Source organism: Nitratireductor sp. WH36-1 (genome assembly GCF_058725515.1).
In genome coordinates this window covers 326,578-342,971 of sequence record NZ_JBZXDP010000002.1, presented here as the reverse complement: position 1 = coordinate 342,971, position 16,394 = coordinate 326,578, and the positions used below count along the sequence as shown (strand labels likewise).

Below are 16,394 nucleotides of genomic sequence, written 5' to 3'. Positions count from 1 at the left end.
CACTTCGTGAGCGGGTCATCGCCTGAATCTCAATCACATGCTCGATGGTCCACTCCGGCAATGCGATGCCTGGCCTGCCGCTCTATCTCCGTTATCCCAACAGTGCCTTCACAAGTCGCCCGACAGAAGCGCTCAAGAAGGCAATTCGGGACTGGAGCAGATGGCTTTAGTGCGGTGGCTTTCTTGAGGCAGCCTGCTCTTCGCTGCCAGTCTATACGACTGTCAAAGCTGCAGGATGAGATCGGCGTAGAAATTTGCTTAATCTAGGCGCTCTTCCTGAAGCTCATTGGAGCGTGCCCTTGCGTATTAGTGCGGAACCAATGCACTAAGTGAAGGTTCCTGAACAAAGTTGGGAAACTGTGTCCGTTGAAAGCAGATGTCCAGAAAGCCGGATTGCAGGCCTTTGTTGCGACCCTGCCTTGGCCCGCACATCGTGTGGGAATACACCAAACTGGTGACAGGTAAATCCAACCACGAGATACCCGAAAAAGCCCCCCCGGCGACGCGAGATTTCGCCGCCGGGGGTTCATGTGCGGGGTGACGCTTTGCGTCAGTTCTTCGTGATCTTCGATCCGAGGCCAGCGGCCACGAGGCGATAGTCGGCGGCGCGGGCGTGGGCTTCCATGCCTTCATAAAGGCTCTGGCGAACCGCATGCGGCGCGACTTCTGCTACGGCTTCGGTGGTCAGGCGCTGATGCGTGCACACCTTGACGAACGCGCCGACCCATAGACCACCGGAGTAACGACCGGCGCCGGCCGTCGGCAGCGTGTGGTTGGTGCCGCAGCATTTGTCCGAGTAGACAACCGAGGCGTTCGCGCCGATGAACAGCGAGCCGTAATTGCGCAGCTTTGCTGCGACAGCGTCGGAATCGGCAGTGATGACCTCAAGATGCTCGGGAGCGACCAGATCGGAATAGGCGATCATGGCGTCGACATCGTCGCACAGGACGATCTCGCCGAAACGCTGCCAGGATTCGGCTGCAACCGCGCTGGTCTCGAGTTCTGCGAGAAGGCGGGCAACCTCGGCTTCCACGGCCTCGGCCAGCGCAGGGCTGGTGGTGATGAGGCCGACGCGGGCGCGCACATCGTGCTCGGCCTGCGCCAGAAGGTCGATCGCCACCATGTCGGCAGCTGCGGTATCGTCGGCGATGACGAACACTTCGCTCGGGCCGGCGAGCTGGTCGATGCCGACCGGTCCGAAGACCTGGCGCTTGGCTTCGTTCACATAGGCGTTGCCCGGGCCGACGATCTTGTCGACGCGCGGAACGCTTTCGGTGCCGTAGGCCATGGCGGCGATGGCCTGGGCACCGCCGATGAGGAAGATGCGGTCTGCGCCCGAAAGGTGGCAGCCGGCGATCATGGCTTCATGGGCGCTTGGCGGCAGGCAGGCGATCACCTCGTCGCAGCCGGCGACCTTGGCCGGAACGATGGTCATGATCGGTGCGGACATGAGCGGATAGCGGCCGCCCGGCACGTAAGCGCCGATGCGCTCGATCGGGATGACGCGGTGGCCGAGCGTCAGGCCCGGCAGCGTCTCGACTTCGAGCGGCAGCATGGTTGCGAGCTGCTTCTCGGCAAAATTGCGCACCTGCTCGATGGCGAACAGCGTGTCTTCGCGCATGGCCGGGTCGAGATTGTCGAGGGCGGTGCGGATCTGTTCCTGCGATACCTCGATGGCGTCCAGTTCGACATTGTCGAATTTGGCGCTGTAGGCTCTTACCGCTGCATCGCCATCGCGGCGTACGTCGGCGAGAATCTGTTTAACGGTGCCTTCAATGGCATCGTTGTCAGCCAGAATGCTCTCCTGGGGCTTGCGAAAATAGGCGGCGCCCGGAACTGGCGTCGCGCGCTCGGCGTCGATGGTCATGAAGAACCTCATTCGGATGGATAAACCCAAGCCTCCTTAAATCTCGCCCAAACGCAGTGTCAATTATCTCAATCACATGGTTGATATTTGCACCAAAATGAGCGCGAAACGCCGGTTTTCCAGAGTTTCTCTGCTGCTGAAACAGTTCGGTTTTCAGTCGAACCGGCGCAGAAGATCAATAGGTCGGAGGGGTGATGGCGCTGACGATCTCAGCCGGCTCATCGCCGACATTGCGAAAACGGTGCTTCTCGCGACTGTCGAAATAATAGGCGTCGCCGGGGCCGAGCACGCGCTTCTTGTCGCCGGCCGTAACCTCGATCTGCCCCGAGATCACATAGCCGGCTTCCTGTCCCTCGTGGGAAAGGTCACCGCCCGTGTCAGCGCCGACCTTATAGGTCTCCTTGAGGAACTGGAGCGCCCGGTTCGGATGGTTGATGCCGATGAGCCTGTACGAAATGCCGCGTACATTGCCGATTTCGACCAGATCCTGGGCTTTGTAGAAGGGGCTGTGGCTGCCGAGGTGGACATCGCTGAGGAAGCCGACCAGCGTGCTGCCCAGCGCATCGAGGATCGCCTGCAGCGTGTTCAGGGAGGGGCTGACCTTCTCGCGCTCGATAAGCGAGATCGTCGAGTGGGAGACGCCTGAGCGCGCCGACAGTTCACGCACGGTCAACTGACGCCGCCGCCTGAGGTCGCTGATCTTGTGTCCGATCTTGGCCACGTTCTGTCTCCATCCATTGTTTCGGTCGCGAAAGATGCGCCCGATGCGTACCGGTCTGCTACCCGCTCAGACCCGTGTTGAGTATTCTAGACGCCCCTGCTGATCGCCTGTCGCTGACCCCGGCGAACTGCTAGTTGTTGCTTGATGTCCAGTGGGCCTGTGGAGGGGCGGTCTCGTTTCGCGGCAGTCTACACGAATTCGGCTTTAGCAGATCAGCAGCATCACAGGACAGTCGTGTTTCAGCGCTCTCGGAGCGCTGGCGCGAGCGCGTTTGGAAAATCGAAAACTGGGAGCATTATCGATCATGACTTTCGCAACAAAAATCCGCAGCTCCGTCCCGGCGCGCATGCTGGCGAAGGGCGCACAGGCGTTCCTTCTGTCCACGGCGTTCACCGTTGCAGCCGCTGCACAGTCCGTGTCGCTTCAGATCGGCACCATTGAATCGCCCACCGGCGCGAACTCGCAGGGCTGGCAGGCTTTCGCACAGTATGTCGAGGCTGCTTCCGGCGGTGATATCGCTGTCGAGCTGTTTCACTCCGGCCAGCTTGGCGACACGGAGAAACTGCTCGAAGGCGCGAAGCTCGGCATCAACAAGATGGTGCAGGGTGACGAGACGCTGACCGGCGCATATGAGCCGATGCTGGCGTGGTTCACACCTTACCTCTTCCCTGACGAGTTCGTGATGAAGGCGTTCTTCGAGAGCGAGACCTTCGGCGAGCTGAACGAGATGATGGCCGAAGACATGGGCGTGCGCGTTCTCGCCGCATCGCCTTATGGCTTCTACAACTTCATCAACAAGACGCGCCCGATCGACAAGCTGGAAGACCTCGATGGTCTGAAGCTGCGCACCCTGCCGAGCAGCCAGCTCACCATCAAGGCATGGGAAGCGCTCGGTGCGGCTGCAACGCCGGTTTCCTGGGGTGAGATCTACACCTCCATCAGCACCGGTGTGATCGACGGCCTTGGCCACACGCTCGGCATCATGGTCGACCAGAAATACTACGAGGTCGCCAAGAACGTTACGCTCGACAACAGCATCGGCGTGGTCAACTTCTACCTGGTCAACGAGAACTTCTGGCAGTCGCTTAGCGACGAGCAGCGCAAGGTTCTGAAGCGCGGCGCGGAAATCGGCGCAGCTGCCGAGTTCGGCATCGCCAGCTACCGCAACCGGGTTGATGCGCTCGAGGTTCTGGCAGAGAACGGCGTCGACGTGCGCCCGATCAGCGAAGAAGAGCGCGCCCGTCTGCGTGATGCGGCCCAGGCGGCCGTCGTTCCGTGGATGAAGGAAACCATCGGCGCAGAGATCGTCGACAAGGTGTTTGCCGAAGTCGACGCCATCGAGAAGCGGCTGGGCGGCAACTAACCAGCTTTGCAATATGGCTTGCGGCGCTGCCGAGGCGCGCCGCGAGCCTTTTCGTGTCGAGGCGGCTTCTCAGCAACGGGCGGCCACGCATGCTGTGGGAAACCTGCGCCCGCCGACATCGCGATTGCCTAACCGGACAGTTCGGCTAAGAGGTTGCCGGCGCTGGCGTGCGCTCAAACCGCCACGGGTGCAGTCACATGGCCCCGGAGAGGCTGCCGAAAGGCTCCCCGACAGGCTCCTGACAGGCCCCCGACAGGCCCCCGACAGGAATGAATCCAACGAGAGGCAGCATCTCCATGAAACGTCTGCTGACACTATTCGACAGCGCGATACAGCTTTTCATCGCGGGCTGCATAGCCACCATCATGGTGGTCATTGCGCTCCAGGTGGTCATGCGGGCCACGGTTGGCGCTTTGCCCTGGCCTGAAGAACTCAGCGTCATTCTGATGCTCTGGGGTCTAATGCTGGCAGCGGCCTATGTGCTTAATGAGCGCGGTCATGTCGGCATTCAGTTTTTCGTCGACATGCTGGGGCCGCGTCCGGGTGCTGCGATCAGCGCCCTGATGCATGTCATCATCATCATCTTCTGTGCGGCGGTCATCTGGGGCGCAATCGACAAGGTCGAGTCTGTCTGGAACCTGAAAACGGGCTCGCTGCGCATTTCGCGCGCCGTTCCGCAACTGGCCATTCCGGTCAGCTGCGCCGCCTATATCTTCGTCTGCCTGCGTCTCATCGCCGAAGACATCGCGATCTGGAGGCGTTCGTCGTGATCCTCATCATTCTTCTCGCCAGCTTCCTCGTATTCCTGCTGCTCGGAATGCCGGTGGCTTTCGCCATCGGCGCGGCAAGCCTTGCCGCGTTGGTTGCCAGTGACCAGAGCCTCGTTCTGCTGTCGCACTTCATGTATATCGGCATGGAATCCTACGTGCTGGTGTCTGTTCCGCTTTTCGTTCTGGCGGGTGAAATCATGCTGCGCGGCGGCATGACGCGCTCCCTGACCGAGTTCGCGGACATGCTGGTCGGCCGTCTTCGCGGCGGCATGGGGCACACCAACATTGCCGGCAGCGTCTTCTTCGCAGGCATCACGGGGTCGGCCTCCGCCGATACGACAGCGCTCGGTTCCGTGCTCATTCCGGCCATGGCGGAAAAGGGCTATGACCGCGCCTATGCGACGGCCATCACCATCGCGTCGTCGGTGATCGGGCCGATCATTCCGCCCAGCCTCACCTTCGTGATCTACGCCATGGCGGTGGGGGGCGATGTATCGATCGGCCAGCTTTTCCTGGCCGGCATCGTTCCGGGCATTCTCGTTGCTTTTGCATTGATGGTGATGAACTACTGGATCAGCCACAAGCGCGGCTACGAGAAGCGCACCACGCGCTACAGCTTCGCCGAGATCGTGCAGATCACCCTGCGCAGCCTGATCGTTCTGGTCATGCCGGGTATCATCGTGCTTGGCGTGCTGAGCGGCAATTTCACGGCCACGGAATCTGCTGCTGTCGCTTCGGTCTATGCGCTCGTTGTGTGCTTCTTCGTGACCCGCACGCTGAAGCTGGCCGAGTTGCCGTCAATCTTCTTCAGCTCGGCCAAGGTCAGCTCCATCATGCTGCTCCTGCTGGCGACGAGCAGTATCCTGTCCTACGTGCTCACCACGCAGGGCGTGCCGCGCTATCTCGCAGAGTTCTTCACTTCTGTGACTGAGAACAAATATGTGTTCCTGCTGCTGCTCAACGTGATGCTCCTGGCCATCGGCACGGTGCTCGACCTGTTCCCGGCGATCATCATTTTCGGACCCATCTTTGCCCAGATCGCCGATGGTTACGGTGTGGACCCGGTGCATTTCGCCGTGGTCTTCTGCGTCAATCTTCTGCTGGGGCTGAACACGCCGCCGGTTGGCTCGGGTCTGTTCATCGGTGCGGCCGTGGGCCGGGTGAAGCTGGAAGACCTGATACGTCAGGTCCGGCCCTTCATCCTTATGGAGCTGGTTGTGCTTCTGGTGCTGACCTATGTGCCGGCGCTGACGACCGAACTCCCGCGAGAACTCGCCAGACTGCTTGGCTGGTGAGTGGAGGGGCGTGATTGATGGAATGGCGGTTGCGACTGCCATTCCCGCCCCTCACAAAAAGAACAAGAAGCAGAACTCCTGTTCGGGGCGGCGCGTGATGAGCCGCCCCTTTTTTCTTGCGCGGTGTCTCAGGTCAGTTTCGCGCGGATCCGGCGCGATACGGCGTCGATCACCGACACAGTGACCAGGATCATCAGGATGATGAAGGCGGCTTCCTGCCAGTTGTTGATGCGGATGCGGTCGGAGAGTTGCAGACCGATGCCGCCTGCGCCGACAATGCCCAGAATGGTGGCCGAGCGGACGTTCGACTCGAAGAAATAGAGCACATGGCTCATCATGACCGGGAAGACCTGCGGGAAGACACCCAGACGCATGACGTGAACATCGCCGCCGCCCGATGCGCGAACGCCTTCGACGGGCTTTCGATCCGTGTTCTCGATGGCTTCGGCAAAGAGCTTGCTGAAGATCATCACATCGCCCACGGCAATGGCGAGGACGCCGGCAAACGGCCCGAGGCCGACGGCGGAAACGAAGATCAGCGCCCAGACCAGACCGTCAATGCCACGAAAGGCGTCAAAGAAGCGGCGCAGGCTGAAGTGGAACAGCCAGTTCGGCACGATGTTCTTTGCGCCGAGAAAGCCGAGCGGCAGCGCGACGATGGCGGCAATGAGCGTGCCGAGAAAGGCCATCGCCAGCGTTTCGAGCATGGCCTGACAGTATTCCCAGAAACCATCACCGGGCCATGGGGGGATCATCAGTGTGACCAGAAGGCCGAGCTTGTTGAGGCCCGCAATCAGGCGCATGGGTGAGGCATCGATCCACCAGAGACCGAAACCGAGCAGGGCGAAGAAGCCCAGCCACAGGGCCCAGTCGCGCAGCTTTTCGGACAGGGGGCGGGAGAAGAGTTGCGGATGGGTGCGCCTGAGGCGGGCAATGTCGGCGTGCGGGGCAGCGGTCATGGATCAGGCGCTCTGTGTGAGTGAATGGCCGATGAGGCGATGGCGGATGAATTCGCAGGTGATGTCGATCGCCGAAGTGGTGAGGATCAGAAGCAGCATGATGGCCGAGATGTCGGTGTATTCGAACTGGCGGATGGCGACGTACAGCTCTTCGCCAATGCCGCCGGCACCGACGAGGCCGAGGGCGGAAGCGCCGCGCACATTGATCTCGAAGCGCAGCAGCAGGTAGCTGGCGTAGTTCGGCAGCACCTGGGGGACGACACCGAGCCGCATGATCATCGGCCAGTTGCCGCCGGCGGCGCGAACGCCTTCAATGGGGCGGGGATCAACGTTTTCGTTGACCTCTGCAAACAGCTTGCCCAGCGAGCCGGCGGTGTGAACGGCAATGGCGAGAACGCCGGCGAACGGGCCAAGACCGAACGCGAACACGAAGATCAGCGCAAAGACCAGCTCCGGCACGGTGCGGCAGAATTCGAGAATGCGGCGGGCGGCGAAATAGATGCCGGTGCTCTCCACCAGATTGCGCGCGGCCGGAAAACACAGCGCCAGGGCGAAGACGCCTCCCAGAACGGTGCCGACAAAGCCCATGAGAATGGTCTCAACGAGAAGGCGGAGCCAGTAGCGCAGACCCCAGTACCACTCAGCCAGATCGGACCAGAAGTTCTCAAGCGTCAGGGTGGGCATGGTTCCAACAATGTAGTTCCAGGCCATGGGAAGGCCCTTCACCAGTTTTGGAATGCTGAAATCGCTGACGAAAACGGAGCCGGCAAGCGCTGCCAGGAACAGGGCGCCATACAGGATCGTCCAATTGCGGTGGGTGATCTTTTGCTGGCGATAGCGCTCGTTGAAGGACGTTAGACGCTCATCAAGCGTGCTTGGTCGCATATGGCTGGCGGTGGGGGGCAGTGTGGACACGAACGCCTCGTTGCAAAAAGAGGCCGGCACGCTTCATGCGCACCGGCCGGGAGTGATCAGTTCTTGTTCTTGCGACGCTCTTTGGCGTTGAACTCGGTGATGGCGACTACGTTGAGATAGTCTTCGTGCTTGGCCGGGGAATAACCGCTGGAGGTGCCACGGGTGTATTCGGCGAAGCCTTCAGGGTCTTTCTCCGGGAAAGCCATCAGTGCGGTCTTGAACTCTTCCTGCAGCTCTTCCGGCAGGCTGGTGAGCATCATGACCGGCGTGTTCGGGATGACCGGCGATTTCCAGATGATGCGCGTGGAGCCGGGTTCGATCAGGCCCTTGCGTTCCATGGTCTGGATGTTGCCGGCTTCTTCATTGCGCCAATGGGTGGCGACGGCCTCGAACGTGCCGTTGACCAGCGCCATCACGCTCTGTTCGTGTCCGCCGGAGAAGGCGACTTCGCCGAAATACTCGTTGGGAGAGGTCTCAAGCTCGGTCGACAGGTAATAGGACGGAACGGCATAGCCCGAGGTCGAATTCGGGTCGGCGAAGGCAAAGGACTTGCCCTTGATGTCTTCCAGATTCTGGTAGGGGCTGTCGGCGCGGACGGCGATGATCGAGTAGTAGCCCAGATTGCCGCCGCTATCGAGTGTCACGGCGACCGGAGCGATTTCCTCGCCCATGATCTTGCGAGCCAGCGCGTAAGCGGCCGGGCCAACCGAGGCGACCTGAACGTGCCCCGAGCGCATGGCCTCGATCACGGCGGCATAGTCGGTGCCACGGATCAGGTTCACGGGCACGCCGAGTTCACGGCTCAGATAATCAGCATAGGGCTGGTTGCGGGTGATGGCGTCGGTTTCGTTTTCGCTCGAGGAAATACCGATGGTCAGTTCGGGATATTCTTCGCGCCAGTCCTGGGCGAGAACCGGGGACGCAAGGGCGAGCGAAACCAGCGCGGCCACAAAGCCACGGCGAGTCAGGGTGTGCATTGATGTAGCTCCGAGTTGGGGAGGAGGGGCGGTTAGTGCGCCATCTCCATCTGTCGTTGTCCGGTTTGGCGTGCCGCGCCGGTGGCAGCGATGGTCGAGGTCAGGCTCTCGTCCACGGCTGTTTCTGCGTCATCACCGTAGATCTGCTGGATCATGGCGCTCGTCAGCTGATTTGGCGTGCCATCGAAAATGACATGCCCATGGGCCATGCCGATGATGCGGTCGCAATAGGCGCGGGCTGCATCGAGCGTGTGCAGATTGGTGATGACGGTTATCTTGTCCTGCCTGTTGATGGCGCGCAGCGCCTCCATCACGAGCCGGGCATTGCGCGGATCGAGTGAAGCGATGGGCTCATCGGCAAGAATGATGCTCGGCTTCTGCATCAGGGCGCGGGCGATGGCCACGCGCTGCTGCTGACCGCCGGAAAGCGTGTCGGCGCGCTGCAGCGCCTGCGAGAGCATGTCGAGCCGGTCCAGCGCGATCGCGGCATTGGCGCGATCCGTGGTGGAGAAGTGCTTGAAGATGACCGGCAGGGTGCGGGCGTTGCCGATACGGCCGATCAGCACATTGGTTAGCACGTCGAGACGATTGACGAGGTTGAACTGCTGGAAAATCATGGCGCATTGCGCGCGCCATGCGCGCAGTGCGTTGCCATTGAGGTTGCCGACATTCACGTCGCCGCAGGTGATCTGTCCTTCGTCTGCGGTTGCGAGCCGATTGATCAGCCGCAGCAGGGTGGACTTGCCGGCGCCGGAGCGTCCAATGACGCCGACCATCTGGCCCGGTGCGAAATTGGTCGAGACGTCGTTGACGGCAATGGTGTCACCAAACCGCTTGGTGACGTTTCTCAGTTCCAGCATGTTCAACCCCGTAGCGTTGCTATGCACTGACCCTAGATCGCTTTGATGACGCGGCTAACTCATTCGAATGACATGTTCGTGACGGCTTGCGATACCGGCGGGCAGCACCTTTCCGTCGGCATGAACAAGGCGGCCGCGCGAGAAGGTGGCGTGGACCTGCCCCACGCCCGTTGAAGACGCGACAAGCATGTCGGCGCGCAGTCCCACACGGATTTCGCCGCGGTCCAGAAGGCCAAGCGCACGTGCGGGGTTGAACGATGTCAGGCGCGCAGCGCCGGCCAGCCCGTCGGGGTCGGTCTCTGCCAGCACCAGAACCGCCGGCAGCATGGCGGAGGGGTGATAGTCGGCGGCGAGCAGGTCGAGCACGCCGGAAGCATGGGCTTCCCGTGCCGAGAGATTGCCCGAATAGGACTGGCCGCGCAGTGCGTTGGGTGCGCCCATGGCGTTCAGCATGCCACGTCGATGAGCTTCCCGGGCGGCCTCAAGCGTTACCGGAAATTCGCTGATTTTGATCCCGAGCTGCTCCATCAGCGTCACTTTTTCGACCGTGTCATCATCATGGCTGGCCACGGGCACGCCATGCATGGCGCAATACTGGGTAATGGCGCGCAGTGTGGCGATCATGTCGCCGGCCGTTTCCTGCCGGTCCCTGATGCGCTGTTGCAGCTGCTCGGCAGCGGCTTCAAGCGAGATGCCCTTGTTGCGGGAGATGTTGGCCGCCTGAAGCTCCAGATCACGATACTGTCCCTGACCGGGCGTGTGGTCACAGAGCGAGACCAGATCCACCGAGCCTTCGCTGACCAGTTCCTTGACCACCGAAAGGGCAGCGGGAAACGTCACTTCGAAACGGGCGTGAACGCGATGATCGATGAGCAGATTTGGCCGTGCGGAGACGACGGCGCGGATCAGTTTGCTGGTGAAGTCGTAGGAACGCATATGCCCGTAGGCCGAGCCCGGAGCGAAGGACAGCGAGGCATAGGCGGTGGTGATGCCGGATGTCGCCAGCTTCATGTCGAGGTCGCGCAGCCCCATGTCCATGGGCATGCGCACGCCGGGGCGGGGCTCCATCTCGCGCTCGATCATGTCGCCATGCATGTCGATCATGCCGGGCAGTAAGAGAAGGCCATTGCCTTCCATGTCTGCGCCGGAAACCGGGGTTTCGCTGATCTCTGCGATCAGACCGTCTTCGATGCGCAGGGCGCCCCTGTCGATGACGCGGTCTGCAAGTACGATACGGAAATCAGAGAGCCACATGGTCTTCTTCCTTGGTGAGCTGGTCTGCGACGACTTTGGTATTGAGATTGATTTCACGGTCGATCAATGCGGCGACATCGCCGGGATGATGGAAAACGCCGATGATGGCGACGCCGTGCGCTTTCAGATCGGAGAGGCGACGCACCAGCGCCTCGCGCGCGCCGGCGTCGAGCGATGCCGTCGGCTCATCCAGCAAAAGCAAACGCTGCGGCAGGATGAGGGCGCGGGCCAGATTGACCTTCTGCTGCTCGCCGCCCGAGAAGGTGCTGGGATAGGCGCGCCAGAGCTCTGGCCGGACACCGAACTGGTCGAGCCAGTGGCGGGCCTGATCCAGCGCTTCCTCCTGTGCGATGCCCGCAAGGCGAAGCGGTTCGGCAACGATGTCCTGCGCCGCGACGCGCGGACGGGCGTTCAGGAACTGGGTGACGAAGCCGATTTCCTCGCGACGCAGCAGGGAAATGTCGACATCAGCCGCATTGGCAAGGTCGATTTCACCATGGCCGGAGCGGTACCAGACATGGCCGCCAACGGGCAGATAGCTCCGCCAGATGGTGCGCAGCAATGTCGACTTGCCCGCACCGTTGTGGCCGCGAAGCAGCAGGAATTCGCCCTCGTGGAGGTCGAAGCTCACGTCTTCGAAGGCATGCAGCGCGCTGTCGAGGTGATACATGCGGAAGGTCTTGGTGAGGCCTTCGACACGCAGCAATGGAGTGGTCGTCATGGTCTCATCCTAGAGTTTGGCGTGCACAAGCTGTTGCGTGTAGGGGTGCTGCGGGTCCTGAAAGATCTGGTCGGCCAGCCCCTGTTCGACCACCTGCCCATGGCGCATGACCATGACGCGGTCGGCCATGGTGCGGATGACGCCGAGATCGTGACTGACCAGAACCATGGTGATCTTGCGGTCACGCTGCAGGCGCTTGAGCGTGTCGAGAACCAGAGCCTGAACCGATACGTCGAGGCCGGTGGTTGGTTCATCGAGCAGGAGCAGCGCCGGCTCAAGCGCGATGGCCTTGGCCAGCTGCACGCGCTGCTGCATGCCGCCCGAAAGCTCGATCGGCCGCGCATCCATGCGCTCCAGGGGGAACTCCGAAGCATCGAGCGCCTCGCGGGCTCTGGCGCGCAACACATCGAAGCTGCGTTCGCCGGCAATCAGAAGTCGCTCTGCAACATTGCCGCTTGAGGACTGGCGCATGAGCAGGCCGAGATGCGGGTTCTGATAGACGATGCCGATATGGCGGGCGCAGAGCATGCGCCGCTGATAGCGGGTGAGGTCGAACAGATTGCCGTCCTCGCGGTCAGGCAGACGCAGCCGGTAGTCTCCAGTATCGGGCGTGTCTTCGAGGTTCATCATACGCAGCAGCGTGGATTTTCCCGAACCACTTTCCCCGACAATGCCCATCACTTCGCCGGGATAGACCGTGGCGCCCACGTCGCGCAGGGCGCGCACATCGCCAAAGCTCCTGGAGATGTTGTTCATGGTCAGAAGCGGTCTTGCCCGCATCAGGCGCGGGGCCGCGCGCTCAAGTGCAGCAGGCGTGAGATCGAGGCTCATGCTGAATACTCCCCGTCGCGGTACCAGGTCTCACCGATCCCGACCGGCGCGCCTTCCGCCTTTTGAATGGCCTTGATGCCAAGATTGCTGTCGGAGACTTCGAAAGTCGATCCGCCATCATCCTGTGGAATCTCGTTCATGAAATAGCCGGAGAGGCACGAACGGCGGCAGGTGAGATGCGCGTGTTCTTCCACCTGATAGGGACGGTCGGAGAACACCAGCGGCTCGACGCGGGTAAAGGGCGGAACGGCGAAGAGGCGTTTTTCGCGGCCTGCCGAGAGGAAGGTGAGGTGCTTTGCCATGTTCAGCTTGGGCACGTCCCAGCGCGGAATGGGCGAGGGGGTCATCACGTGGCGGCCATTGACCATGCTCGGGTAGGCTGCGCCCTGCATGATTCGGCCCTTGCGCACGATCTGCTCATAGAGCGTGAGCCAGAGTTTTCCGTAGTCGGCGTCCGCATGCATCTGCCGGGCGATGGACATGTTGGGCTCAACGCCGCGCAGCGGCTCCGGATTGGGAACCTGCAGGACGAGGATCTGATCCTCGCGCATGACCTCTTCCGGCACGCGGTGGCGGGACTGGACAATCGAGGCGGAGAGCGTGTCCCAGGTTTCTGCAGCGCCGGACACGCGGGAGATGAAGCGGCGGATCGACGCCGCGTTGACGCCATCATCCGCGCCCTGGTCGATGACCTTCACGGTCGAAGCCGGGTTGACGAGGGTGAGCGTGACCTGAAGGCCGCCCGTTCCCCAGCCGCGCGCCATGGGCACTTCGCGGCTCGCATAGGGCATCTGGCACCCCGGCACGGCGATGGCCTTGAGCATCTTGCGGCGCAGTTCGCGTTTGGCCGACGCGTCGAGAAAGCCGTAGCTGGTTGCGGCCCAGTCCTTTGTGAGAGAGGCAAGGCTCATTCTGCAGGCTCCATCTGGCGGGTTTCTGCCGGCGCAGCATCGGCTGCAGTTTTTTTCGCCCTGGCGTCTCGCATCGCGTCGAGCACCGACTGAAAGGTGACGTAGTGCGGCAGCTTGAAGTGGATGCAGAAGCCCGAGGCTTCCACGCTTTCGGTGTGGTAGAGGTAGAACTCTTCATGCACGGCCGAGCCTACCGGGGCTTCGGCCGAATTCAGATCGAGCGTTGCTGCGGCGATGACCTTGACCTCGTTCCAGCCGAAGGTCGCGGCGAAGCCGAGTTCGAGATAGCCGCCCTTTTCCTTGGAGGTCACCTCTGCCTGGCTGACGCGCACGCGCCCGGCTGAGAACTCCGTGCCGCGCGGGTGGCGCACCACCACATTGGCTTCGCCGAGGCGCAGCTCGTTGACGGTCGGGTGGGCATTGCCATATCCGCGCATGGCGGCATAGCCGAGGGCGAGCACACCGCCGGTTTCTGCGCGGGCAAGGCTTTGCAGGCGATGGGCGCGTGACGCGGGAAAAAGAAGCGGCTCGCGCGTCAGGTCGGGAATGTCCTCCGGTGCGGTGTCCGGTTCCATGGCCGGGGCGACCAGCCCCTGCTGACGCTGCCACTCGGCCAGAGAAGGCTGGCGTACAGGCGCCGGGGCCTCTGCGCTGTCGACCGGCGGCGGCGTGAAGGGTTTTCCTTCCAGCACGTCTGTTGCCAGAACACGGTGCGAATAATCCAGCGTCGGCCCGAGTATCTGCCCGCCGGGAATGTCCTTGAAGGCGGCGGAAATGCGGCGCTGCGTGAGCACTTCATCCTGCTGCACGGGACGGGCGATGGCGAGGCGCGGCTGGGTGGTGCGCCAGGCGCGCAGAACCAGCACGGCTTCGGAAAGCTCACCGCCGGTCTGCGCCAGCGCGAGCGCCGCGAGTTCCTCATCATAAAGCGAGGCTTCGCCCATCACGCGGTCGACCAGATAGGGCATGGTTTTGCGGATCGTGTCGACGCGGGCCGCGTCGATGGGGCCAAGGTCCTGACGGAACAGCCGTTCGGCCTGTTCGATGGCCTTTTCGCCACCACGGGTTGCCACATAGGCCATTCTACAGAACCTCCACCTTGGTCGAGCGCGGGATGCCGATGACGGAACCCGCATCGACGAAAAAGCAGTCAAAGCCTTCCGGATAGGCGCAGAGCATTGCGCGCATGGCCCAGAAGGCCGGTGGCGCGTCGAGTGAGATCTCTGTTGGCTCTTCAATGCCGGGGCCGCTGAGCCGCAGGCGCTGGCCTGCGTGCCGGGCGGCGACGATCAGCGTCGCGCCATCATCGGGGTAAAGGGGACTGCCGCAGCGAAGCTGGGTGATCTGGTCCGCAGCGTTTTCGAGCGACGACAGGAAAACATGGTCGGCCCGCGAAACATCACCTGTGACGAGCGCTCCGCTGGTGGAGACGGCCTCGCGCAGGTCCGGCGTATCGGCAAACACGGTGCATTCGAGATCCACCAGTGTTTCGGCAATGCCGGCAAGGCCGGCCTCCGGCATCACGCGGGCATCGCCCGGGCGCGACAGCGCCCACATGAGCGCCTGGAATGTGGAATTGCAGCGCAGTTCAATGGCGTCGGGTGGTGCAACGGTCAACATCAGAAGGTCTCCATTTCGACGCGCGTGGCTTCCACCTGACGCATGCGTTCCTCATCGACGGCTGCGAGATGCGCCTTTTCCTCGGCGAGCAGAGTTGCGGTGGCTGCTTCCTGCCCGAATGCGGCGATGCGCAGGTCAATGACGGCCATCGCCATGGCGCGTTCGAGATCGCGGCCGGTCACCATGCCGTAGCCGACGTTCCCGGCCTCATCGGCAATATGGGCTTCGCTGACCAGCACTTCGCCCAGATGGAAATCCACGTTCTGGACCGTGTCCCTCATAGGCACCATAACGAGGCCGGTGCGGTTGGCGATGACGGTGATCTCGCCCATCTCTTCAAGCAGGATTTCTGCATGCTGCTTGAGCCGTTCGGGGCGGGCGCGGGCGAGAATGTCGAGCGTCGCGGGGTGATTGCTGTCACCGGGTGGAAATGTATCAGTCATCGGAAGGTCTTTCGGTGGTCATGACGGTCGGCTGGTCTGCTTCGAAGGTGAACTGCACACGGTCGCCAGCCCATACGGCCTCGGAGAAGCTGATGGGGCGTCCGTCGAGATCGGCGTCCACTTTCTGGACGACCAAAACGGATTGGCCCGGGCGCATCATCAGCATGGCGGCCTCCCGTTCGGAGGCGATGCGGGTCAGGACAGTGGTGCTCTGGCGCCGGTAGTCGGTGATGCCGTAGCTGCGATAGACATCGGTTATCGACCGGGTGTCGCGCCGGCGCTCCAGCAGATCCGGGAAGCGCGTGGCATCGTAATAGGCCCAGCCCGTGCTGATCGGCAGATCATTGGCGAACCCGCGCCAGGAGCGGGCGAAGACGGGAGCCTCCGCAGCGATCTTCAACGCCGCAGCCACACGGGTGCTGGCAGGAATTTTCATTTCTGAAAGGGTTTCGCCCGAGGCGGTGAGGCCCTGGGACAGGAGATTCTCGCGAAAACGCGTTCGCTCGCCGATCACGTAGTTGAGCAGGGGCGCGCGTTCCACGAAAGTGCCGCGCCCGTGTTCAACACGCAGCTTGCCTTCTGTCACCAGTGCTGCCAATGCTTTGCGCAGAGAGTGACGGCGCGCACCATAGAGCACGCAGAGCTCGGGTTCAGACGGCAGTTTCGTATCCGCTGCCAGCCTGCCCGAGATGATTTCTTCGCTGATCCTGTCCCGGGTTTCCTCCCAGGAGTATCCTTGATTTCGCATAGCACCAACTCATTCGAATGAGGCGGTTCTAGCGAAACCCAATGACACGTGCGTGACGGTCAGAAGGCTGTCATTGGGTGCGGGTGGGTGGGATGCCGGAGGTCCGAAGGCACCATTTCATTTCTGCTATTTGGAAGGT

The 16,394-nt window shown here is 62.0% G+C and carries 17 protein-coding genes; 3 read left to right on the top strand and 14 right to left on the bottom strand.

Features of this window, described 5'->3' with window-relative positions:
* Nucleotides 1-550: 550 nt before the first annotated feature.
* Complete coding sequence (gene hisD, locus AC4PTT_RS20760) at nucleotides 551-1,867, bottom strand: histidinol dehydrogenase (RefSeq protein ID WP_297562201.1); 1,317 nt, start codon at nucleotides 1,865-1,867, stop codon at nucleotides 551-553.
* A gap of 175 nt (nucleotides 1,868-2,042) precedes the next feature.
* On the bottom strand, nucleotides 2,043-2,588 hold the full coding sequence (locus AC4PTT_RS20755) for a cupin domain-containing protein (RefSeq protein ID WP_113156673.1): 546 nt from the start codon (nucleotides 2,586-2,588) through the stop codon (nucleotides 2,043-2,045).
* A 304-nt stretch (nucleotides 2,589-2,892) separates the two neighbouring features.
* On the opposite strand from AC4PTT_RS20755, the gene AC4PTT_RS20750 reads away from it, so the two are divergent.
* The 3 genes from AC4PTT_RS20750 (at nucleotide 2,893) to AC4PTT_RS20740 (ending at nucleotide 6,016) form a co-directional block, all read left to right on the top strand.
* Entirely contained in the window at nucleotides 2,893-3,951 is a 1,059-nt protein-coding gene (locus tag AC4PTT_RS20750) for a TRAP transporter substrate-binding protein (protein WP_113156674.1), read from the top strand.
* A gap of 296 nt (nucleotides 3,952-4,247) precedes the next feature.
* Complete coding sequence (locus tag AC4PTT_RS20745; RefSeq protein ID WP_162742415.1) at nucleotides 4,248-4,721, top strand: TRAP transporter small permease; 474 nt, start codon at nucleotides 4,248-4,250, stop codon at nucleotides 4,719-4,721.
* Complete coding sequence (locus AC4PTT_RS20740) at nucleotides 4,718-6,016, top strand: TRAP transporter large permease (protein WP_113156676.1); 1,299 nt, start codon at nucleotides 4,718-4,720, stop codon at nucleotides 6,014-6,016. The genes AC4PTT_RS20745 and AC4PTT_RS20740 overlap by 4 nt, the downstream gene beginning before the upstream one ends.
* 128 nt (nucleotides 6,017-6,144) lie before the next feature.
* Here AC4PTT_RS20740 and phnE (AC4PTT_RS20735) read toward each other — a convergent pair whose 3' ends face one another.
* Genes phnE (AC4PTT_RS20735) through phnF form a run of 12 tightly spaced genes read right to left on the bottom strand, consistent with a single transcriptional unit; the run spans nucleotide 6,145 to nucleotide 16,255 of the window.
* Nucleotides 6,145-6,975, bottom strand: a complete 831-nt coding sequence (phnE, locus tag AC4PTT_RS20735; RefSeq protein ID WP_113156677.1) for a phosphonate ABC transporter, permease protein PhnE — start codon at nucleotides 6,973-6,975, stop codon at nucleotides 6,145-6,147.
* 3 nt (nucleotides 6,976-6,978) lie between these two features.
* Nucleotides 6,979-7,890 carry a phosphonate ABC transporter, permease protein PhnE gene (phnE, locus tag AC4PTT_RS20730; protein WP_492162916.1) on the bottom strand — a complete coding sequence of 304 codons (912 nt, stop codon included), beginning with the start codon at nucleotides 7,888-7,890 and terminating at the stop codon, nucleotides 6,979-6,981.
* A gap of 56 nt (nucleotides 7,891-7,946) precedes the next feature.
* Nucleotides 7,947-8,867, bottom strand: a complete 921-nt coding sequence (gene phnD, locus AC4PTT_RS20725; protein ID WP_113156679.1) for a phosphonate ABC transporter substrate-binding protein — start codon at nucleotides 8,865-8,867, stop codon at nucleotides 7,947-7,949.
* Nucleotides 8,868-8,899: 32 nt separating this feature from the next.
* Nucleotides 8,900-9,727, bottom strand: coding sequence for a phosphonate ABC transporter ATP-binding protein (phnC, locus tag AC4PTT_RS20720; protein ID WP_299936409.1), 828 nt, complete (start codon nucleotides 9,725-9,727; stop codon nucleotides 8,900-8,902).
* Between the two features lie 54 nt (nucleotides 9,728-9,781).
* The gene (locus AC4PTT_RS20715) at nucleotides 9,782-10,981 is read right to left on the bottom strand and encodes an alpha-D-ribose 1-methylphosphonate 5-triphosphate diphosphatase (protein ID WP_206545044.1); all 1,200 of its coding nucleotides are present in this window, start codon (nucleotides 10,979-10,981) and stop codon (nucleotides 9,782-9,784) included.
* A complete protein-coding gene (locus AC4PTT_RS20710) occupies nucleotides 10,968-11,702 on the bottom strand; it encodes a phosphonate C-P lyase system protein PhnL (RefSeq protein ID WP_206545043.1) in 735 nt (244 codons plus the stop codon). Before AC4PTT_RS20710 ends, AC4PTT_RS20715 begins: the two co-directional genes overlap by 14 nt.
* 9 nt (nucleotides 11,703-11,711) lie before the next feature.
* On the bottom strand, nucleotides 11,712-12,533 hold the full coding sequence (locus AC4PTT_RS20705; protein ID WP_492162915.1) for an ATP-binding cassette domain-containing protein: 822 nt from the start codon (nucleotides 12,531-12,533) through the stop codon (nucleotides 11,712-11,714).
* Nucleotides 12,530-13,444, bottom strand: coding sequence for an alpha-D-ribose 1-methylphosphonate 5-phosphate C-P-lyase PhnJ (locus tag AC4PTT_RS20700; protein ID WP_492162914.1), 915 nt, complete (start codon nucleotides 13,442-13,444; stop codon nucleotides 12,530-12,532). Before AC4PTT_RS20700 ends, AC4PTT_RS20705 begins: the two co-directional genes overlap by 4 nt.
* On the bottom strand, nucleotides 13,441-14,526 hold the full coding sequence (locus AC4PTT_RS20695; RefSeq protein ID WP_492162913.1) for a carbon-phosphorus lyase complex subunit PhnI: 1,086 nt from the start codon (nucleotides 14,524-14,526) through the stop codon (nucleotides 13,441-13,443). The genes AC4PTT_RS20700 and AC4PTT_RS20695 overlap by 4 nt, the downstream gene beginning before the upstream one ends.
* Nucleotide 14,527: 1 nt before the next feature.
* Nucleotides 14,528-15,064, bottom strand: coding sequence for a phosphonate C-P lyase system protein PhnH (gene phnH / locus AC4PTT_RS20690; RefSeq protein WP_206545039.1), 537 nt, complete (start codon nucleotides 15,062-15,064; stop codon nucleotides 14,528-14,530).
* A complete protein-coding gene (locus AC4PTT_RS20685) occupies nucleotides 15,064-15,507 on the bottom strand; it encodes a phosphonate C-P lyase system protein PhnG (RefSeq protein ID WP_492162912.1) in 444 nt (147 codons plus the stop codon). Before AC4PTT_RS20685 ends, phnH begins: the two co-directional genes overlap by 1 nt.
* A complete protein-coding gene (gene phnF, locus AC4PTT_RS20680; protein WP_113156685.1) occupies nucleotides 15,500-16,255 on the bottom strand; it encodes a phosphonate metabolism transcriptional regulator PhnF in 756 nt (251 codons plus the stop codon). The genes AC4PTT_RS20685 and phnF overlap by 8 nt, the downstream gene beginning before the upstream one ends.
* Nucleotides 16,256-16,394: the final 139 nt, after the last annotated feature.